This window comes from Kitasatospora sp. MAP5-34 (assembly GCF_029894335.1).
Taxonomy (GTDB): Bacteria; Actinomycetota; Actinomycetes; order Streptomycetales; family Streptomycetaceae; genus Kitasatospora.
This window is the reverse complement of sequence record NZ_JARXZC010000008.1, coordinates 76,454-97,241: the sequence shown is the minus strand read 5'-3', so window position 1 is coordinate 97,241 and position 20,788 is coordinate 76,454. Positions and strand designations below refer to the sequence as shown.

Annotated in this window: 13 protein-coding genes and 1 tRNA gene; 6 read left to right on the top strand and 8 right to left on the bottom strand. The window is 72.4% G+C overall.

Annotation, left to right across the window (positions count from 1 at the left end; translation table 11 throughout):
* Positions 1 to 146: 146 nt before the first annotated feature.
* From P3T29_RS10245 to P3T29_RS10230, 4 genes are all read right to left on the bottom strand, one after another.
* Positions 147 to 2,261: an FUSC family protein gene (locus tag P3T29_RS10245; protein ID WP_280715998.1), complete on the bottom strand. Its 2,115-nt coding sequence runs from the start codon at positions 2,259 to 2,261 to the stop codon at positions 147 to 149.
* A 9-nt stretch (positions 2,262 to 2,270) separates the two neighbouring features.
* A complete protein-coding gene (locus P3T29_RS10240) occupies positions 2,271 to 3,317 on the bottom strand; it encodes an HTTM domain-containing protein (RefSeq protein WP_280716078.1) in 1,047 nt (348 codons plus the stop codon).
* An 80-nt stretch (positions 3,318 to 3,397) separates the two neighbouring features.
* On the bottom strand, positions 3,398 to 4,042 hold the full coding sequence (locus tag P3T29_RS10235; protein WP_280715997.1) for a DUF5819 family protein: 645 nt from the start codon (positions 4,040 to 4,042) through the stop codon (positions 3,398 to 3,400).
* 130 nt (positions 4,043 to 4,172) lie between these two features.
* Positions 4,173 to 5,366, bottom strand: coding sequence for a rhodanese-like domain-containing protein (locus tag P3T29_RS10230; protein WP_280715996.1), 1,194 nt, complete (start codon positions 5,364 to 5,366; stop codon positions 4,173 to 4,175).
* A 365-nt stretch (positions 5,367 to 5,731) separates the two neighbouring features.
* On the opposite strand from P3T29_RS10230, the gene P3T29_RS10225 reads away from it, so the two are divergent.
* Positions 5,732 to 8,491: a SpoIIE family protein phosphatase gene (locus P3T29_RS10225; RefSeq protein ID WP_280715995.1), complete on the top strand. Its 2,760-nt coding sequence runs from the start codon at positions 5,732 to 5,734 to the stop codon at positions 8,489 to 8,491.
* 107 nt (positions 8,492 to 8,598) lie between these two features.
* On the opposite strand, the gene P3T29_RS10220 is transcribed toward P3T29_RS10225, so the two are convergent.
* Both P3T29_RS10220 and P3T29_RS10215 read right to left on the bottom strand, forming a co-directional pair.
* Positions 8,599 to 9,378 (bottom strand): hypothetical protein, encoded by a 780-nt coding sequence (locus tag P3T29_RS10220; protein ID WP_280715994.1) that lies wholly within the window; start codon positions 9,376 to 9,378, stop codon positions 8,599 to 8,601.
* Positions 9,379 to 9,688: 310 nt separating this feature from the next.
* Positions 9,689 to 11,470: a phosphatidylglycerol lysyltransferase domain-containing protein gene (locus P3T29_RS10215; protein WP_280716076.1), complete on the bottom strand. Its 1,782-nt coding sequence runs from the start codon at positions 11,468 to 11,470 to the stop codon at positions 9,689 to 9,691.
* A 340-nt stretch (positions 11,471 to 11,810) separates the two neighbouring features.
* On the opposite strand from P3T29_RS10215, the gene P3T29_RS10210 reads away from it, so the two are divergent.
* Together P3T29_RS10210 and P3T29_RS10205 are read left to right on the top strand one after the other, a co-directional pair.
* Positions 11,811 to 12,485, top strand: a complete 675-nt coding sequence (locus tag P3T29_RS10210) for a response regulator transcription factor (protein WP_280715993.1) — start codon at positions 11,811 to 11,813, stop codon at positions 12,483 to 12,485.
* Between the two features lie 32 nt (positions 12,486 to 12,517).
* On the top strand, positions 12,518 to 13,678 hold the full coding sequence (locus P3T29_RS10205; RefSeq protein ID WP_280715992.1) for a histidine kinase: 1,161 nt from the start codon (positions 12,518 to 12,520) through the stop codon (positions 13,676 to 13,678).
* Positions 13,679 to 13,755: 77 nt separating this feature from the next.
* Here P3T29_RS10205 and P3T29_RS10200 read toward each other — a convergent pair whose 3' ends face one another.
* On the bottom strand, positions 13,756 to 16,731 hold the full coding sequence (locus tag P3T29_RS10200) for a S53 family peptidase (protein ID WP_280715991.1): 2,976 nt from the start codon (positions 16,729 to 16,731) through the stop codon (positions 13,756 to 13,758).
* 273 nt (positions 16,732 to 17,004) lie between these two features.
* Positions 17,005 to 17,087, bottom strand: a tRNA-Leu gene (locus P3T29_RS10195).
* A gap of 378 nt (positions 17,088 to 17,465) precedes the next feature.
* Between P3T29_RS10195 and P3T29_RS10190 the strand changes: the two genes are divergently transcribed.
* From P3T29_RS10190 to P3T29_RS10180, 3 genes are all read left to right on the top strand, one after another.
* Positions 17,466 to 18,332, top strand: a complete 867-nt coding sequence (locus P3T29_RS10190) for a DUF3662 and FHA domain-containing protein (protein ID WP_280715990.1) — start codon at positions 17,466 to 17,468, stop codon at positions 18,330 to 18,332.
* 12 nt (positions 18,333 to 18,344) lie between these two features.
* Positions 18,345 to 18,875 carry an FHA domain-containing protein gene (locus P3T29_RS10185; RefSeq protein ID WP_280715989.1) on the top strand — a complete coding sequence of 177 codons (531 nt, stop codon included), beginning with the start codon at positions 18,345 to 18,347 and terminating at the stop codon, positions 18,873 to 18,875.
* Between the two features lie 143 nt (positions 18,876 to 19,018).
* A complete protein-coding gene (locus P3T29_RS10180; protein ID WP_280715988.1) occupies positions 19,019 to 20,656 on the top strand; it encodes a protein phosphatase 2C domain-containing protein in 1,638 nt (545 codons plus the stop codon).
* Positions 20,657 to 20,788: the final 132 nt, after the last annotated feature.

Here is a 20,788-nt window from a genome sequence, read left to right as displayed (position 1 = left end):
ACATGATCGGCTTCATGATGCTGCCATCGGCCAAGTCGAGGGCAGCGTGCGCGGCACGGCACGCCTCGTCGATCTCGCCTCACTCGGTGTGGATCAGCCCGGCCGACGAGCCCGCGCGATGACCCGGCGACCGGACAGCTCGCCCCTCACGTCCCCGAGGCTGCGGGCCGGCGCGGGCGGACGGCCCGGTCGAGGTCGGCGACGGACTGCATCGCGAGGCGGACCCCGGCCCGGGTGAGGCCGGTGCGCTCGTCCGGTGGCAGCTCGGCGAGTTCGGCGTCCCAGCGGTCGTGGGCGGCCCGCAGGCCCGAGAAGTCGACCCGCTGCCCGACCAGCAGGGCCGCCGCCGCGATCGCCGTGGCGTACCGGAGTTCCTCGGCGAACTCCGCCGCCCCCGGCACCGGTTCGGCGTCCGCCGTCGGCAGGTGGGCCTCCAGCAGCAGCGCGCTGCGGGTGAGCAGCGCGATCGCCGCCCGGGCCCGGTCGATCTGCTTGCGGGAGAGTTCGGGCAGGTGGGCCGCGTGCCGGACGGGTTCGGCGTCGGCCCGGTCGATCGCCTGCAGCAGTTCGGAGCGGGCCTCCCGGGAGTCCAGCAGTGCCGCCCGGACCTCGCCCCCGCCGCCGGCCGGGTCGCCGAAGACGGTGAGCACCGCGCCCGCGTACCGCCCGGCGGCGGCCAGCCACTCGGCCAGCCGCTCGGCGAGCCGGGCGGTCTGCCAGGTGGGGAAGAGCGCGTACGCGAGCAGCGCGACCGAGCCGCCGAGCAGGGTCAGCACGACGCGTTCCACGGCCGTCCGCAGCGGGTCGCCCGGCTGGAGGCCGAGCAGGAACACCACGTACGAGGAGACCCAGGCCGTCATCAGCGCGTACCCGGTGCGCAGCGTCAGGTAGGCGCCGCCGATGCAGACCACGGCGAGCGCCGCCGCGAGCCACTCACCGGGGTGGAACAGCTGGACGACGACGGTGGAGACGGCGACGCCGACCACCGTCCCGGCGAGGCGGGCGACGCCCCGGCTGTAGGTCTGGGCGAAGTCGGGGCGCATCACCATGGCGGCGGTCAGCGGCGCCCAGTAGCCGTGGTGCAGCCCGAGCAGCTTGGCCGCGAGGTACGAGACGGTGACGACGCCCGCCATCCGGACGGCGTGCTGGAAGATGGCCGAGTGCGGCTGGAGCTGCCGCCGGACGGCCTGCCAGGCGTGGGGGAGCAGCCGGAAGAGCGAGGGCCGGCGCAGGCCGGGGCCGACGGCCGGGCTGCTGACGGTGTCCTGGTCCTGCCGGTCGAAGGTGTCGGCGGCCCGGCGCAGCAGGGTGGCCAGCCGACGCGAGGAGCGCCGGGCGGCGCCGGTCAGCCGGGGGCCGCCGGTACCGCCCTCGACCAGGACGAGCGCGGGTGCGGACACCGTGGTGCGGAGCGGCTCGCCGGCCCGGATGGCGTGCGCCAGCACGTCCATCGCCTCGGCGGCGGCCGCCAGCACCTCGCAGGCGCGGTCCCGCTCGGGGCCCTCGGCAGGAGCGCCGACCTTCGGGTCGGCCAGGGCGGCGAGGGTCGGGCGGATCCGCTCGGCGATACCGCGCAGGCCGCGCAGTTCGGGCGGGCGGTGTCTGGCCTGCCAGGGCGTCAGGGTGGCGGCCTGCCGGGCGACGACGAACGGATCGGGGTCGAACAGGGTCGCCGGGTCGACCCGGAGCTGCCTGGCGTAGTCGGCGAGCGAGGCGTAGGCGTCGGCGAGGGCTTCGCGCTGCTCCCGCCAGCTCTCGATCGGCCAGAGCGTGACGACGAGCGCCTGGACGGCGCCGCCGAGCGCGCAGAGCAGCCCGTGTCCGAGCGCCGTCGGCACGCTGACGGGCAGTTGGACGACGACCAGCATCACCGACACGGTGGTGGACGCCACCACCCCGGCGCTCGGCCCGATCGCCCAGGCCAGCCCGGCGCCGAAGGCCCAGACCGCCAGCAGCACCGGGAAGGCCCCGGGCACCCCGACGGCGAGGTAGCCGAGGAAGGCGCTGACGCCCAGTCCGAGCCCGGCGGCGACGGCGAGCGAGACGCGCGGGCGGAAACTGCGCTGGAAGGTCGCGGTACCGGCGATGAACGCGCCCATGGCCGCCGAGGTGGCAAGGGCCGGTCCGCCGAGCGCGAGGGTGGGGAAGACCACCAGAGCGACGGCGAGGGCTCCGCGCAGCGCTCGCTTGGGGCTGCTGACGGTCCGGTCCAGGGTCAGCCCGGTCCGCGCGGTGTCGCGAAGAGCCGCCAGCCAGGACATACGTGCAGCTTAGACCGATCGGGCCGACCGGCCGAGGGCGCGTCCCAGCCACCGCAACGCGGCGGTGGGGAGGAAGACCGCGTCCGCCGCGATCATCGCGAGCGAGAAGAACGGCAGCCCGAGCGTGACGGCGATGCCCGCGTGCTCCAGCATCATCAGCACCAGCAGCACGTTCTTCAGCCGCCGGTTGAAGAGGGTGAACGGGAAGGCGACCTGGAGGATCACCGTGCCGTAGGAGAGCAGGAAGACCAGCAGCAGGCTCGACCCGAGCAACCCGGATAGCCCGGGCCAGGGCGTGAAGTAGTCCAGGTGCAGCGGGTAGTGCAGGGCGGTGCCGTCCTGCCAGCGCGAGCCTTGGACCTTGTACCAGCCGGCCGTGGAGTAGATCAGCACCACCTGCGCGGCGATCACCAGCATCCCGCAGTTGTGCAGCATGTTCGCCAGTGCGTCCAGTACGGCCCGCAGCTCCCCCTCCGGGCGCCACCGGTTGACGGCGTACCAGACCCCGGCCACCGCCCAGAGCGCCCACAGCCACCCAGGCGGCCCGGCCGCCAGCGCGAACCCGAGCAGCGACCAGAGCCAGACCGTCCCTTCCCGCCCACGGCGGGCGTCCAGCGACCAGACCTCGGCGCAGCGGGTGACGACCAGGTAGATCGCCATCAGATGGACGACGTTGTCACCGCCGTCGCCGACCAGCACGTTGTGGTTCTGCAGCGACAGCACGGTGACCATGAAGAGCGCCCCGCTGGCCCTGGTCCGCCAGCCGAGCATCAGCAGTACGGCGGAGACGATCGCCAGGTGGTAGACCAGCTCGAACCAGAGCCGCCCGTGGTACCAGCCGAGCACCGTGAAGGCGTGGTTCTGCGCCAGCAGCCGGGCGGCCAGTCCGTCCGACCAGGGCGACCTGTCGCCGTACAGCACCCGCCGATTGGGCCACTCCCGCAGCAGGTACGCCGCCCAGGCCAGGCCGAAGCCGATCCGCACCACCGCCGCCTGGTACGGGCCCAGGGCCCGCCCGGTGAAGGTGGCGAAGGCCCGCTCGAGGCGGCCGGGCACCGCCGGCGGGCCCGGCTGCTCAGGTCCGGTCCGGCGGGGGATGCCGGCCGGCAGCTGACGCTCCGTCTCCTGAGGCGTGCTCACCCGAGCCCCTGGTAGTCCGAGTCGTCCACCGGCCACCAGGGCAGCACCCGGTCGGCGACCGCCCCCGGTGTCTGCTCGGCGCTCCAGGACGGCGGGGCGATATCGACCGTCCGCTGCCGGAACTGGATCTGCAGCACCCGCTCGCCGCCCTGCGTCCGGCCGAGGCGCTGCAGCCCGATCCGTTTGAGGTACTCCTCCGCGAGCTGCGCGCGTTCGGCGTCGACGGTGACGGCGACCGTCCCGTCCTGGGCGGTGTGGGTGGAGTCGTAGAAGTCCCAGGCCCGGCGCAGCATGTTCTGGTCCACGTGGCTGGGCGCGGGGTTGCCCCGTATCGCGGCGATGTCCTGCGCCGTCAGCCCGATCCAGTCCCGGGTGTGCACCTGATCGGTGGCGGATATGGTCTGCACCCGAGCATCCACGGCGAGGTTCTGCTGCAACGGATTGGGGGCGAACAGCTTCCAGTTCTGCTCGAACTCCGGGTAGACCACCTGGTCGAGTTCGCTCCGGTAGCGCTGCGAGAGCGCGTTGGTGGGTGCGACCTCGAGGAAGAGCGAGGCCAGGAAGATCGCGGTGCCGCCGAGCAGCACCACCCCGGCCGTGCAGAGCACGGCCAGCGCGGGGGTCGACCAGGTGCGAGCCACGGCCTGCCCCTCCCATGCCCGACGGTGTGCCCGGTCATCCTGCCCCAACCGGACACACCCGCAACAGGGTCTGCACCCTCACCAGCGCCACAGGCTCTGCAAGTTCTACGAGCTCCACGAGCTCTACCGGCTAGAGAACGAACGCGTCCCGGCCGTCGCCGCTCACCATCGGACGGCCCGCCGCCTCCCAGGCGAACATGCCGCCGTCCACGTTGACCGCCTCGCGGCCCTGCTGGAGGAGGTACTGCACGACCTGCGCGGAGCGCCCGCCGACCCGGCAGAGCACGTAGAGCTTCCCGTCCGGCAGCTCGTCGATCCGGGCCACCACCTGGCCGATCGGGATGTGCAGCGCACCGTCCACGTGCCCGGCGTCCCACTCGTCCTGCTCGCGGACGTCGAGCAGTGGGGCGTCGGCGGGCACCGAAGCGGCGTCGGTGCTGGGTAGCTGGGTGAACATCGTCAGGTTCTCCTGGGGTTCGGGGTGGTCTCCACCATTGTCACTCGCACCTGCGCTGTCACCGATGCTGTCACCCGCGCCGGACAGCAGCCGGGCCAGCTCGGCCTGCCGCTCGGCGGCCTTGGCGAGCAGCTGCTCCGCCAGCTCCTCCAGCAGCCGGTCCGGCTCCTGCGGAGCGAGCCGCAGCAGCTCGCCCATCGCGGTGTTCTCCAGCCTGACCTGCTCGGTCGCCAGCTGGGTGATCTTCCCGGTCAGCCACTCCAGCCGCTGGTTCAGCCAGCCGAGCCGGTCCGGGGCGTCCGGCGCCGGAGCCGCCTCGGGAGCGGTCGACCACTCCTCGGCCAACTCCTCCAGCGCCCTGCTGTCACCGTGCGCGTACGCCTCGTTGACCCGGGCGATGAACGCGGAACGACGCTGCTGCTCGGCTTGGTCGGTGGTCAGGTCGGGGTGCGCACGGCGGGCCAGGTCGCGGTAGATCCGCTGCGCGTCCTTGCCCGGGCGGACCCGGCGCGGCGGCTCGGGCCGGGTCGGGTCGGCCTGGCCCGGATCGGTCGGGAAGCTGTCGAGGAGCGCGTCCAGATCCGGCAGCTCGTCCACCTGGCGGCGCGCCTCGGCGGCCCGCCGGTGGTCCTCGGCGTCCCCGGTCCGGGCCGCGACGGCCTCGGCGACCAGGGCGTCCAGCTCGTCCAGCCGGGCGTAGAGCGGGCCGAGCAGCTGGTGGTGGATCAGCGCGAAGTTGTCGATCTCGACCCGCAGGGTCTCGACGTCGACCTCCAGCGTCAGCCAGGCGAGCTCGGTGGCGGCCACCCGCTCCTCCAGCCACTGCCGCTCGGGGTCGGTCCACTGGACGGGGCTGTCTGCGCTCAACTGCTCGCCTTCATCCGGTTACGGGCGTACGGGCTGGGTCACCGCCGTACGGGCTGTACGGGCTGCCACCCTACCCGGGCACCCGGGATCGCCGACGCTGCTCCGAACGGATGAACTATGGGTGAAACCGGACACAGGGCGCGTGCGGCGCAACTGATACTTACGAATCTCCCCGATTGGCTATCAGTTCCGGGCCTCTCCGTGCTTCGCTGGAAGGCGCACAGCCCCGGCACCGGACAGCACGGTCCCGGGGCCGAACAGAGCAGCGCGGGCACCGGACCACAGCACCGAACAGAGCACCGAACAGAAGCGGGACAACAGGAACGGCACACCCAGGAGCGGCCAGGCAGGAGCAGACCGGATCTATGGCGGACGAGCCCAACTCCACACCGAACACGGCGAGCGCCGGGGTGGTCGCCCTGCTGCGGCTGGCCTCCGTCCTGGTCGACCAGGACGGCCGGATCGCCCTGTGGAACCGCGCGGCGGAGGAGCTCTTCGGGCACCGCGCCGAGGTCGCCTTCGGCCGTAACGCCTCCGGCCTGCTCCCGGCCGTCGAACCCCGCCCGGAGACCGCCGGCACCCGTCCGTCCGGTGCCGGCCGCCGCTGCGACGCCTTCGACACCCTGGACAACCTCACCGGGCTCGACCACACCCCGTGGGCCGGTGAGATGGCGGTCACCGACCGCGAGGAGCGGACCCGCGACGTGCTCTGGTGGGCCTACCCGCTGATCGAGCCGTGCGGGCGCAGCCTGCTGGTGCTGGCCGCCGACGCCCGGCCGCTGCGCGCCACCGGGCCCCGGATCGCGCTGGGCGAGCGCCTGCTGCCCTATGCGGCGGCGCAGTCCTCGCAGGGCGGGTTCCACCGGGTCGCCGCCACCTTCACCGCCGCCGCCCCCGACTGCGCCGACGCGCTCGCCGCACTGCTGCCCAGGGGGACCGACGAGCGCCGCCGCCGACTGCTGGACCAGGTCGCCGAGGCCGGTGCTCCCGCCCTGTGGGTGGACACCGCGACCAGGCTCCCGGTGCTGCCGTACGAGCCGACGGGCTCGGGGGTGGCCCGGGTGGCAGCCGGTCTGAGCCGCCGGTACCCGACCGCACAGCAGCGCGCCGTGCAGCCCCGCGCGGCCCGACGGCCACCGGAGGCGGCCCGTCCGGCCCTGGGCCAGCTCGGCCTGGGCCTCGGCCTCGGCCTCGCCGAGCCGCCCACGCCGGTCGGCGCGGCGGTGCCGGCCCCTCGCGAAGCCTCCGCCGCCCGTAACCGTGGCGCGCGGGCGAACGGCACGTCCACCGGTCCGACTCCGGGAGGCCCCACCATCGAACCCGCCACCATCGACCCGGCCGGCCTCGACCCGAGCAGCGTCGACCCGACCACCAACGGCCACGCCCCCTCCCCCTCGCACGCCCGGCCCACCGTCCCCGCACCCGCCGGGCCATCCGTCGACGTCGAGGTGCTCACCAGCAGCCAGGCCGGTGAGCAGCTGGCCCTGCTGAGCGATGTCGGCAGCAGCGTGGGCACCACGCTCGACCTGGACACCACCGCGCGCGAGCTGTGCCACGTGCTGGTGCCCCGGGTCGCCGACTTCGCCTGCGTGGACCTGCTGGACGGGCTGATCTCCGACTCCGAACTGCCCCTCGGCCGGCCGCACGACGCGACCATGCTGCGCCGGGTGGCCCGCTCCTTCAACGCCGCCTCCGGCCAGTGGGACCACGTGCTGGAGGAGGGCGCGCTGCTGGCGATGCCCCGCTCCACCCCGCCCGGTCTCGCCCTCCAGGAGAACCAGCCGGTACTGGTCCCGCTGATCAGCCCGGACGTGGCGGTGGAGTACGCCGCCTCGCTCGGCAGCACGGATCTGGTCCCGATAGTGGTCGGCCGCTCGATGCTGGTGCTGCCGCTCTCCGCCCGGGGCACCGTACTGGGCATCCTCAAACTGCTCCGGCTGCCCGACCGGGCGCCGTTCGACCGCAGCGACGCCGCGACCCTGCGCGAGCTGGCGGCCCGCGCCGCGCTGTCGCTGGACAACGCCCGGCTGCACCGGGCCGAGTCCAAGGTCGCCACCACCCTCCAGCGGAGCATGATCCCGACCCGCCCGCCGAAGATCCCCGGCGTGCAGATCGCCCACCGCTACATGCCGGGCGACCGCCGCGCCGAGGTCGGCGGCGACTGGTTCGACGCGATCCAGCTGCCCGGCAGCCGGGTCGCGCTGGTGGTCGGCGACGTGATGGGCCACGGCCTGCACTCCGCCGCCGCGATGGGCCGCTTCCGCACCGCGATGCAGACCCTGGCCGCCCTCGACCTGCCGCCCGGCCAGCTGCTGCGGCACCTGGACAACCTGGCCCAGAAGCTCGGCGACGACCACCTCGCGACCTGCCTGTACGCGGTCTACGACCCGATCAACCGGACCTGCGAGCTGGCCAGCGCCGGGCACGTCCCGCCGGTGCTGGTGCACCCGGACGGCAGCGGCGAGCTGTTGGAGATCCCGTCCGGCGCGCCGATCGGGGTGGGCGGGGTGCCGTTCGTCTCGAAGAAGATCGACGTGGTGGACGGGTCGATGCTGGTGATGTGCACCGACGGTCTGGTCGAGGTCCGGGGCGGTGACATAGGAGCAGGGCTGGCCGCGCTGTGCGGCAACCTGATCGACCCCAAGCAGACGCCCGAGGAGGCGTGCGACGTCGTACTGGACCGGCTGCACTCCGAGGACCGCCAGGACGACATCGCCCTGCTGGTGGCCCGCTTCGACGGGGTCGCCCCGACCGAGGTGGCCACCTGGGAGCTGGCGGCCGACGCCGTCGAGGTCCGCCGGGCCCGCGCGCTGGTCCGCGAACAGCTCGCCACCTGGCAGCTCACCGCGCTCACGGACACCGTCGAACTGCTGGTCAGCGAACTGGTCACGAACGCCGTCCGGGTCGCCCGCGACCACGTCCAGCTACAGCTGATCCGGGTGGACAAACTGCTGGTCGAGGTCAGCGACGACAACCACAACCTGCCCTCGCTGCAACCCTCCGAGGAACTGGACGAGGACGGCCGCGGCCTCAACCTGGTCAGCAAACTCGCCGAACGCTGGGGCACCGCCCGCAAAGCCGTCGGCAAGGTCGTCTGGTTCGAAATGGCCCTCCCCCGCCACTGAAGGCACCTGCTCAGCCAAAAGGGGCGCGGGGCCCTTCCTTGATCAACTGCGTGCGCGAAACGGGAGGCTACGGTCCGCAGTCGGCCCCTACGCTCAGCCCCCGCGCCTCAGCGAGCAATCGCCCCGGCCGCCGCGCGACGCCGCGCATCCGTGGTCACGGAACTCGCCGCGCCCACGCCGGCCAGCACCCGGGGCCAGAAGTCGCCGAAGACCTCGACCGAGACGGCGATCAGCACGGCGGAGAGCAGCGCGACCACGTGCTCCAGACCGGCCAGGTTCGGCAGCACGACGGCCTCGCCGACCATCACGGCGATCACCGAGCCACCCGTCCAGTAGGCCCGGCAGCGGAAGGCGACGCACACCGCGAGGGCGACCACGGCGGCCGAGGGCCCGGTGTCCCGGACGTAGGCCACCCAGCGGGGGAAGCCGAAGAGGTGGTCGGGGCCGAGCGCCACCCCGAACCGGGCGAACAGCGTCCCGGCGAGGGTGCAGACGTAGGCGATCACCAGCATCAGCCGCCTGCCCAGGACGATCTCCGCCACCCCGAAGACCACGAAGACCTGGGCCAGCGCACCCCAGACCGGCAGGTCGAGCGCGGGGACGTAGAGCGAGAGCGGCGTGCGCAGCAGCGACACGTCGAGCGGCAGGGCGGCCTTGACGACACCGATGTGGGTGACGAAGCGCTCACCGCCGGGGAAGTGCTGGACGATGCTGAACAGCAGCACCAGCAGGGTGGCCGTGGTCGCGAGCGGGATGGCGGCTAGCCGCTTGCGCACCAGCTGCTCGCGGACGACGGCGAAGAGCGCACCCCACTCGGCGACAGCGGCCTGTCTGGCGTACGCCAACGGCCCCTTTCGCACGCCCCCCGCGTGGGTGATCCGACTCACGACAGTGCTCCTGTCCGCTCCTTCTCGACCCAACACTTTCCAGGCCCGAAACCATCCTGCCCCGCATGCTTCCGGAACCCACTTCATCAACACTAGGGACTCGCCATAGCGAATGCCTCAGCTCAAAAGGGGAATCCCGACTCATCCTGAAGAGGGAGAGAAACCGCGAGTTACCCCCCGAACGCCGGTGCCGCGACTGATCCCCAATCCGTCGCGGTGTCGGGAAATTACTGATCGGACGGGTGCCCGGGCAGGTCAACCGGTCGGTACCGGGACCTGACCGGTTGCCCTCCGCCCCCCGGCGGAGGGACTACCCCTTCCCACCGCGTTCCGCCACCGGCAGCCCGGGCCCGTCCGCTCCTGCGGCGGCCCGGACATGTCGACGACGGAACAGAGCGGGGAGACTCGGTGCGGTGATGAAACCCTCCGCACGGGCGCTGGCGAGACCGATCCGGGGGATCTCGCTGCTCTTCTCGAACAGCAGATAGCGGGGCTCCCAGATCGGGCGGTACTTCGCGTTCGCCCGATAGAGGGACTCGATCTGCCACCAGCGGGAGAAAAAGCCCAGCACAGCGCGCCACAGCCGGAGAACCGGACCGGCGCCGAGCTTCGAGCCGCGCTCGAAGACCGAGCGGAACATCGCGAAGTTCAGCGAGACCCGCTCCAGCTCGATCTGCTTCGAGTCCTGCAGCAGTTCGATCACCATGAATTCCATCAGGCCGTTCTCGGTGTCCCGGGCCCGGCGCATCAGGTCCAGCGAGAGACCCTTGTCGCCCCACGGGACGAAACTCAGCAGCGCCTGCAGCTCGCCGTCCGAGTCGTGGCATTCGAGCATCACGCAGCGCCCGTCGTCCGGGTCGCCCAACCGGCCGAGCGCCATCGAGAACCCGCGCTCCGTCGCGCCGTCCCGCCAGTGGTCGGCCTTCTCCACCAGCGCGGCCATCTCGGCCTCGGGGATGTCCTCGTGCCGCCGGACCCGCACCGTGTAGCCGGCCCGCTTGACCCGGTTGTACGCCTGGCGGACCACCCGCATCGCCCGGCCGTCGAGCGAGAACTCGTCCAGTTCGACGATCGCCTCGTCGCCCAGCTCCAGCGCGTCCAGGCCGTGCCGGGCGTAGATCACCCCGGCCTCCTCGGAGGCGCCCATCACGGCCGGCGCCCAGGCGTGCGCGCGGGCCTCGGCCAGCCAGTTGTCGATCGCGCCCGGCCACGCCTCCGGATCCCCGATCGGGTCGCCGGAGGCCAGCGAGACGCCACCGAGCACCCGGTACGCCACTGCCGCCTTGCCGCTCGGCGAGAAGATCACCGCCTTGTCCCGGCGCAGCGCGAAGTACCCGAGCGAGTCCCGCCCGCCCTGCCGGTCCAGCAGCTCGCGCAGCTTGGCCTCGTCCTCGGCCGTCAGCAGCTCCTGCCCGCGCGGGCTGCGGAAGACCACGTACAGGACGAGCAGGAAGAGCACCGCGCCCATCGCGTTGATGAAGGCGTTCACCCAGGTCGGCACGTCGATCACGTCGAGCACGTGCTCGGACGGCTGAATGGTGACCATCCGGGCCACCGAGTAGCCGAACCGGTCGCCGAAGGTCGCGCCCGTGACGGTGTTGGTCCACTCGACCAGCAGCGCGCCGAGCCCGCCGCCGAACAGCAGGCCGGCGATGAAGGTGGCGGCCCCGATCTTCGGGTTGGAGCGGTCGCCCTTGGAGGTGAACTCGCGGCGCCCGAGCAGGCAGGCGATGAAGAACAGCCCGGTCAGCACGGTGGAGAAGTAGTTCAGCGGGTGCGAGCTGTACCGCACGTCCTCCTCGGGCCACAGCATCAGCAGCAGGTAGAGCAGGAAGAACAGCCCGGACACCGCCGTGTTGAAGATCCACGCCGCCCGCTTGCGCCGCCGCATCGCGACCGCCAGGAACAGCGACAGCACCATCGAGGTCAGACCGGCGGTCAGCAGGTAGGGCGTGAAGAACTCGCCCTCGTTGTGGTGCTGCACCTGGTTGCGGAACGGCACCGCCAGCACCGCGACCAGGTTGAGCAGGGCGAGCAGGCGTAGGTACCAGACGGTGGTGGTGGCAGCGCGCGGCGACCAGCGCGCCAGCAGCCGCGCGGCGGCGCCGGAGCGCTCGGGGGGAACGGCGGAGGGCTCCGGCTTCACAGTGGAGGACACAGCTCAATTCCAAACGATCAGATGTGGGGGCGCATCCGCACAACCCCCGGGGCGCCTGTCCCGGCCCGATGGCCGGGCTCCGATCGGCCCGTACCGGTAGGTGGTCGCCGCTTTCCATGGTTGCTCACCCCGGATGAGAATTACGTGAACCGGGCAGCGGATTCCGCCCCCCGCCGATCGGCGGGGGTATTCTCCGCCCGGCAGCTCAGCGCCCTGCTCCGACCGGCCGCTCTAAGCTCGGACCCGACCCCCGCTCACACCTTTAGGAGAGACCATGACCCCGATCCGCGTCCTGATCGTGGACGACGAGGTCCTGGTCCGCTCCGGGCTGGGACTGATCGTCGGCTCGGCCCCCGACCTGGAGGTGGTCGGCGACTGCTCCGGCGGCCTGGCCGAGGACCGGGTGAGCGCCCTTCGGCCACACGTGGTGCTGCTGGACATCCGGATGCCCGATCTGGACGGGGTGTCGGTGCTGCGGCGGCTGCGGGCCCTGCCGCACCCGCCGGCGGTGGCGATGCTCACCACCTTCGACACCGACGAGTACATCGGCACCGCCCTGCGGGCCGGCGCCGCCGGGTTCCTGCTCAAGGACACCGCCCCCGAGCAGCTGGTGCACGCCGTCCGGGTGCTCGCCGCCGGTGGCAGCGTGCTCTCGCCCACCGTCACCCGCACCGTGATCGGCGGGTACGTCGAGGGCGGCGGCCCGGACGCGGAGGCCGGCTCGCTGACCCGGGGGCTGACCGGCCGCGAGCTGGACGTGCTCGCGCTGCTCGGCGAGGGCCTGTCGAACGCGGAGATCGCCGACCGGCTCTTCCTGGGCACCGGCACCGTGAAGGACCACATCAGCGCCATCCTGGGCAAGCTCGGCGTCGCCAACCGCGTCCAGGCGGCCGTGGTCGCCAACCGCGCCGGGCTGGCCCGGGCCCCACGGCAGCAGCCCGAGGCATGAGCACCAGCGAGCCCGTGAGAACCGGCGAGCCCGTGAGAACCGCCACCAGCGGCAGCGGCCGCCCGGCCTGGCTGACGGCGCCCTGGCTGACCGCGCCCTGGCTGATGCTGACCCTGCCCGTACTGGTCGCCGCACTGGACACCGTGCTGGTCTCCAAGGGCGCCTCCTGGTGGCAGGTGGCGCTCTCCGCGCTGGCGACGGCGGCCCTGCTGCTGCGCAGGCGCTGGCCCGTCCTGGTGCTGCTGCTGACGCTGCCCGGCAGCTCCGTCGACTTCATCTGGATCGCCCCGATGACGGCGGTCTACTCGGTCGCCTCGCACTATTCCAAGCTCCGCGTGACGGTGCTCTGCGCCACCGCCTTCGCACTGGTGGAGTTCTTCCACTGGCCGCTCGCGGACCACCCGTTCGCGCTGACCCGGGACAACGCGCTGTACGCCATCCAGTGCGTGATGCTCGCCGCCGGGCCGGCCGCCCTCGGCCTGCTCGCCCGTACCAGGCACGAACTCGCCGTCCGGCTGGACGAGCTGACCAAGGGGCAGCAGCGCGAGAGCCGGCTGCTGGCGGAGCGCGTCCTCGCCACCGAGCGGGCGCGGCTGGCCCGGGAGATGCACGACGTGGTCTCCCACCAGGTCAGCCTGATCAGCATCCAGGCCGGCGCGCTCCAGGTGGTCTCCAGCGAGCCGCTCGTCAAGTCCACCGCCGGGACGATCCGCGAGCTCTCCGTCCGCACCCTGGAGGAGCTGCGGCAGATGGTCGGGGTGCTGCGCGCGGCGGGCCTGCGGCCGGACGCGCCGCTCGCCCCGCAGCCGCGCCTGGCGGACCTCCCCGGGCTGATCGAGAGCAGCGGGCTGCAGGTCACCACCGAGCTGTGCCCGGGCGACCACCCGTGGCCGGAGGCGGTCGAACGGGCCGCCTACCGGACGGTCCAGGAGGCCCTCACCAACATCACCAAGCACGCCCCCGGCGCGGCCATAGAGGTCCGGCTGGGCGCCCGGGGTCCCCGACTGCTGGTCGAGGTCCGGAACGGGCCGCCACCGCTGGGCACGAGCTCCGTGCCCGTCCTCCCCGGCGGCGGCCACGGCCTGGTCGGCCTGCGCGAGCGGGCCCAGCTGCTCGGCGGCTCGCTCACCGCCGCCGCCACCCCGGAGGGCGGCTTCGTCGTCCGCGCCGACCTCCCGGCCGTCGGCGAGTAGCCCGGTACGAGAAGAGCGGCGCCCTCCCCACCGGGGAGGGCGCCGCTCTTGTCGTACCGGTCAGCTACCGAATCCGCTCAGTTGCTGTAGAAACCGAGCAGGTCGACGACCGCGTCGGCGCTGCCGTACCCGAAGGCCGCCAGGTCGACCTTGCCGTTGACGACCGGGACGGTCACCTGGTTGGCGATGGTGGTGCCCGCGGTCCAGTTCAGGTTGGACACGGTGGGGTGGGCGCTGCCGTCCGGCCACACCGTCAGGTACCCGGGAGCGGTGGTCTTGGTGACGGTGACGTTGAGGACCGCCGAGGTGGCCGCCGTCAGCGGGCGCCCGTTGGTGTCACGCAGCGTCAGCACGTACGGGTTCCCGCCGCTCAGCGGGGCCTTCAGGTCGTACCGGGTGTCCAGCTGACGGGCCGGGCCCGCCTGGTGGAACCGACCGCCGGAGACCGAGGGCGAGAAGTAGCCCGCGATGTCCACGATGACGTTGGTCGGGGAGTAGCTGCCGTTGAAGAGGCTGACGGTGCCGTCGGCCCCGATCGGCACGATCACCGCGTTCGGGATGGTCTGCCCGGCAGCCCAGTTCAGGTTGGAGGCCGTCGCGCGGTTGGTGCCCGACGGGTAGGCGGTGAGCCAGCCGGTACCGGCGGTGTCGGTCACCGTGACGTTGAGCACCGCAGCCGTGGCACCGCTGGCGGGCACGCCCGCCTGGCCGGCGACCGGCAGCGAGATCGCGCTCTGGGGGGCCACGTTGGCCACGTGGGGCTGGGACGGGTCGCGGGTGTCCAGCAGGCGGGTCGGGCTGACCGGCTGGAGCTGCGAACCCGGCTGGGTGGTGGAGTAGTAGCCCTGAATGTCGGCGATGAGGCCCACCTGGCCCCAGCCACCGTTGTACAGGTTGACCATGCCGTCGACGACCGGCACGGTGACCAGGTTCGGGATGGTCTGGTTGGCCGCCCAGTTGAGGTTCGACGACAGCGGGCGCTGGGTGCCGTGCGGGTAGACGGTCAGGTAACCGCCGGACTGCCTGGCGTCGGTGACCGTGACGTTCAGGACCACGGCCGAGACCCCGGTGGTGGGGACGCCACCCTGCCCGGTGACCTGGAGCGTGTAGTCGGTGTAGCCGGCGGTCGGGGTGCCCCGGCCGTCCAGGATGCGCACCGGCGGGAGCGGCGTGAAGGTCGCGGCCGGCGGGCAGATCTGGTCGACGATCTGGGACGCCTTCGGGGTGCCCAGGCCGGTCGCCATGTCGTAGCCCGGCGCGGCCGCGTACAGGCCGCCGTGGGTGCCGAGGTCGTTGTTGCCCGTGGTGATGTCGGTCAGCGGGCTGTGACCGGTCTTGGCGGCGTTGTACAGCGGCTGGTTCAGCAGACCGACCCGGCCGGCGCACTTGCCGGAGGAGTTCAGGTGCGCCGCGATGGCCGCCCACAGCGGGGCCGCGCCACTGGTGCCACCGATGGTCGTCCAGGAGGTCGGGCCGGTCGCGATGACGTAGCCGGTCGACGGGTCGGCGACGGCGGCGACGTCCGGGCTCTGCCGGCAGGTCTGCCCGGCACCGGCACCACAGTTGTTGGTGTAACCGGGAGCGGTGAAGCCGGCCTGGAAGTTGAACGCGTTGTTGATCGGCAGGTGGGCGATGCCACCGCCGCTGGCGCCGTTGTTGCTGTTCCACACCGTCTCGGACGGGTTGGCCACGCCGCCGGTCAAGGTGGTGCCGCCGACGCCGGTGACGAACGGCTGGACGGCCGGGTCGTCCGCGCTCAGGATGTTCGGGTCCGGGACGCTGGAGCCCAGGTTCTTGCAGGAGCTGGAGCCGTTGTCGCCGGAGGCGGCGACCACGGTCTGGCCCTGGAGCGCGGCCTGCAGGAAGATGTCGCTCTCGGCCTGCATGGAGCCCGCCGCCACGACGTTGTCGCAGACGCCCCAGCTGGACGAGATGACCTGCGCCTTGTTGTCCGTGACGATCTGCCGGTACGTGGCCTGGAGGGCCGCGTCGCTCGCGTTCGCCGCGTCCGGGCCCTGGTAGACCAGCACGTTCGCCTTCGGGGCGAGACCCACGATGGTGTCGATGTCGAGTGCGGACTCGATGCCCACGGTGGAGGTGTTCGGCGGGGCCTGCTGACCGGTGTTGACGCCGATCCGGGTGACGGAGGCGTTGGTGCCGTAGCAGTTCTGGAAGGCCTGGACGGCGGAGGCGTCGTACGACTCCAGCGAGAAGATCGCGACCGTGGTGCCGGCGCCGCCGTCACTCAGGCTGTTCATCCCGTAGACCGAGGCGAGCGAGGAGGCGCTGAAGTAGTTGGTGCCCTCGGTCGCCCCCAGGCTCGTGGTCAGCTGGTCCTTGACCGACTGGCAGAGCTGCGGGTAGTCCGACGCGGCCCGCGAGCTGACGCCCGGCTTGGCCTTCGGCACCTCGACGGTCCGGCCGCCGACGTGGTTGTCGTGCGGGCGGGCCAGCGTGTTGAGGCCGACCACGCTGACGATCGAGCCGGCCACGTCGCCACCGAAGGACGGGGCGGCGGTGTTCGCCAGACCGGTCGAGCCGTCGGCGAGGCGGTAGCCCGCGAAGTTGGTGTCGAAAGCGCTCTTGGCTGCCGCCACGGTGGTGTGCACCGGGATCGACAGGCCGTCGGCCTCCAGGTCACCCGGCGTCAGGCCCTTGGCCCGGAGCGCCTGCTCGACCTTGGCGACCGTCGCCCGGTCGGCGCCGAAGCGCTGGGCGAACTCGCCCGTCCCCAGGTAGTGGCGGTACTGCGGGGAGGTGGTGTCCGCGACGGCGGCGGCGAGGGCGTGGGCCCCCTGCTCGTCACGCGAGCGCAGGTGGACGCTGAGGTCCAGCGAGGTGTTCCCCGCCGGGTCGGCGACCTTGGCGGCGCCCACCGGGACCGGGGCGACTCCGCCGACCCGCTGCGGGGTGACGGTCGCGGCCTGGGCCGTCACGGCGGTCGGCAGACCGGCACCGGCGACGAGAGCCGCGGTGACGACCGCGAGGGTGCTCGCGCGTCCGAGTGACCCTCTTATTCGAGGTGTCCGGTTGTGACCCGACGGGTCGAGCATCCGCGTTCTCCTTGGGATGACTATGTGCAGGAATAGGCGAAATTCCAGCCAGAACACCGGGCAAAGGGCCGCAAGCGTAGTAAGCGGCCAAATGGGACATATCCCCCGACTGCCCAACTGAATTCCTGATGAGCTTTTTATCAGCCCGCAATGACAGGGCTGATCCGGGGGCACCCGCAGTCGCCAAGCACAGATCCCCGTCCCGCTCGAGGCACGCATTCTCGGCGCACGCAAAAGAGCCCCGCAGATCCTGAGATCTGCGGGGCTCCGCTGTGCGCGAGGGGGGATTTGAACCCCCACGTCCGTTAGGACACTGGCACCTGAAGCCAGCGCGTCTGCCGTTCCGCCACTCGCGCCCGAGTGATGTCGTAGATGCTATCCGATCCTCGGACCCGCTTCGAACCCTCTCGGGTTCTTGCTGGTCTCCGGTCCGGCTCCCTCTCGGGCGGCCCCTTCCGACGTGCAAAACATTAGCACGACCTGCGGGGAGGCTACGAATCCCTTCCGCCGGAGGCCGTCGGCCGCTGAGCGGAGGAGGAGGATCGAGGGGTGAGCCCGCCCCGGTCCGGGTACTCCTGGCTTGCCGCAGGTGAGGGCTGTGCCAAGGCTCACCCCGGAGCACCACCCGCGCGGGGAACCGTACGAATGGCCCGGGCGTGGATACGATCAGTACGGAAGTACCGCTAGTAGGGCCCACCCGGAGCCCGACCGAAGCCCTTGGAAGGGGGTGCCCCGTGGGAGTCCTGAAGAAGTTCGAACAGCGGCTCGAGGGTCTCGTGAACGGCACCTTCGCCAAGGTGTTCAAGTCCGAGGTCCAGCCCGTGGAGATCGCCGGAGCGCTGCAGCGCGAGTGCGACAACAACGCCACCATCTGGAACCGCGACCGCACCGTGGTGCCCAACGACTTCATCGTCGAACTCAGCTCGCACGACTACGAGCGCCTCAGCCCGTACTCCAGCCAGCTCGGCACCGAGCTCTCCGGCATGGTGCGCGAGTACGCCGACGCCCAGCGCTACAGCTTCATGGGGCCGCTCCAGGTCAACCTGGAGCAGGCCGACGACCTGGACACCGGCCTGTACCGGGTGCGCAGCCGCACCCTCGCCGCCGAGGAGCAGCCGCCGCAGGCCGCCCCGCCGCAGGCCCACCCCGGCTACGGACGCCCGCCCACCGCGCCCGCTCCCGGCGCGCCCTGGCAGCAGCAGAGCGCGGCCCCGTACGGCGCGCCGCCCCCGCCGTCCACACCTCCCGCCATGCCACCCGCACCCCCGACCGCCGGCGGCAACGTCCGCCCGTTCCCGGGGGCCGGGCACACCTCCGCCGCCACCAGGCGCTGGATCGAGATCAACGGCGTCCGCCACCAGATCACCGGCAACGCCTGCGTACTGGGCCGCTCCACCGAGGCGGACGTACGCGTCGACGACCCGGGTGTCTCCCGCAAGCACGCCGAGATCCGGCCCGGCACACCCGCCATGGTGCTCGACCTGGGCTCGACCAACGGCATCGTGGTGGACGGGCAGCACACCCAGCGCGCTACGCTCCGCGACGGCTCCAGGATCGTCCTGGGGAGCACCACCATCATCTACCGACAGGTCGAAGGGTAGAGCGGGCCACCTATGTCAGAACTGACCCTGACAGTCATGCGGCTGGGCTTCCTGGCCGTGCTGTGGCTGTTCGTCATCGTCGCTGTGCAGGTGATCCGCAGTGACCTGTTCGGCACCAAGGTGAACCCGCGCTCCTCGCGCCGGGGCGCCGCCGCACCCGCCACCGGCCCCGGCCCGGCCCGGCCCGCGCAGGCGGACCGGCCGCAGCAGACCGCCGCCACCCAGGCCCAGCCCCGGCAGCGCCGGGGAGCGCCGACCCAGCTGGTCGTCGTGCAGGGTTCGCTGGCCGGCACCACGGTCGCCCTGCAGGGGCAGACCATCACGCTCGGCCGGGCACACGACTCCACGATCGTGCTCGACGACGACTACGCGTCCTCCCGGCATGCCAGGATCTACCCGGACCAGACTGGGCAGTGGACGGTCGAGGATCTAGGCTCCACCAACGGCACCTATCTGGACCGGCAGCGGCTCACCGTGCCGATGCCGCTCCAGCCGGGAATGCCGATCCGTATCGGCAGGACCGTCATCGAACTGCGGAAGTAGTAGCGCATGAGGGACAGCACACCGTCCAAGAACAGCCGCCGCCCCGGGAGCACCCGGCGCGGCTGCCACGCTGCCGCTTCCGTGCGCGCCGACGCGGTGCGCACCCATCGCCAGGGTGGGATCCAGAGGGAGACCCGGTCCGTATGAGCCTCGTGCTGCGCTTCGCCGCCGGTTCCCACAAGGGCCTGATCCGGGAGGGGAACGAGGACTCCGGCTACGCCGGGCCCCGGCTGCTCGCCGTCGCCGACGGCATGGGCGGTGCGGCGGCCGGCGAGGTCGCGTCCTCCGAGGCACTCGGCGCGATCGTCCGGCTGGACGAGGACGTCCCCGGCGCCGACCTGCTCACCCTGCTGAACGACGCCGTGCAGGGCGCCAACGAGCGCCTGCGCCAGATGGTCGACGAGGACCCGCAGCTCGAAGGCATGGGCTGCACCCTCACCGCGCTGCTCTGGACCGGCCAGCGGATGGGCCTGGTCCACGTCGGCGACTCCCGGGCCTACCTGCTGCGCGACGGCCGCCTCGACCAGATCACCCAGGACCACACCTGGGTGCAGCGCCTGGTCGACGAGGGCCGGATCACCCCGGAGGAGGCCGAGACCCACCCGCAGCGCTCCCTGCTGATGCGCGCGCTGGACGGCCGCGGCCAGGTCGAGCCCGACCTGTCGATCCGCGAGGTCCGGGCCGGCGACCGGTACCTGATCTGCTCCGACGGCCTGTCCGGCCCGGTCAGCCACCAGACCCTGGAGGAGACGCTCGGGAGCTTCTACTCCCCCGAGCAGACCATCCAGGAACTGATCCAGCTCGCCCTGCGCGGCGGCGGCCCGGACAACATCACCTGCATCGTCGCGGACGTGATCGACGTCGGCGCCACCGACACCCTCAGCGGCCGGCTCGCCGACGTCCCGGTGGTCGTCGGCGCGGTCGCCGAGGCGCCGCCGTCCACGGCGCACGACCACTTCATCCTGAACACCCCGGCCGGCCGGGCGTCCGGCCTCGGCCGCCCGCCGCAGAGCCCGCAGAGCCCGCAGGGCTCCTTCGGCCCGGCCAGCGGCTACGACGGCGCGGCCCCCGGCTTCGGCCCCGCCGAGGGCTACGGCGACGGGTACCCGGACGGCTACGGCGGCGAGGGCTACGGCGACGGCTCCGGCGCGTACGGCACCTTCGGCGACGCCGAGCCGCAGGCGTACGACGACGACTACGACGCCGAGGACGAGGACCAGCCGCGCCGCAAGGGCCGCTGGCTGAAGGTCACCCTGGCCGTCGCCGTCACGCTCGGCCTGCTCGGCGGAGGCGGCTACTTCGGCTGGCGCTGGACCCAGGACCAGTACTACGTCGGCGCGGACGGCGATGTCGTCGCGGTGTACCGGGGCGTCAACCAGAACCTCGCGGGTCTGAGCCTCTCCTCGGTCTACCAGCAGTTCGGCGACGTCCAGCTCAAGTACCTGCCCGCCTACCAACGGACCCAGGTCACCGACACCATCCAGGCCAAGAGCCTGGACGACGCCCGCGATCAGGTCCAGCACCTGAGCGCCCAGGCGGCGGTGTGCAAGAAGGTCGCCGACGGCGCCACCGGCACGCAGACCCCCGGCACGACGCCGACCGCGAGCACGGGCGGCGCCCCGGTGACCAGCGTCGGATTCCGCACCACCGGCCCGAGCCCCAGCCCGAGCGCCGCCATCCCGAACCAGGCGACGGGCACCCCCACGGCCGCCGGGTCCGGCACCGCTCCGACGCTCACCCCGCAGGAACAGACGCTGGCGGGCAACTGCCCGGCGAAGTAACGGCAGACCTCAGGCAGCAGACTTCAGACAGCGGACCTCGGGTAGCGGACCTCGGGCGGCGGACATCAGGCAACGGACATCAGGCGACGGGCAGCGGGCGGTCAGCCCGTGAGCATCCTGGACCTTCGCGGC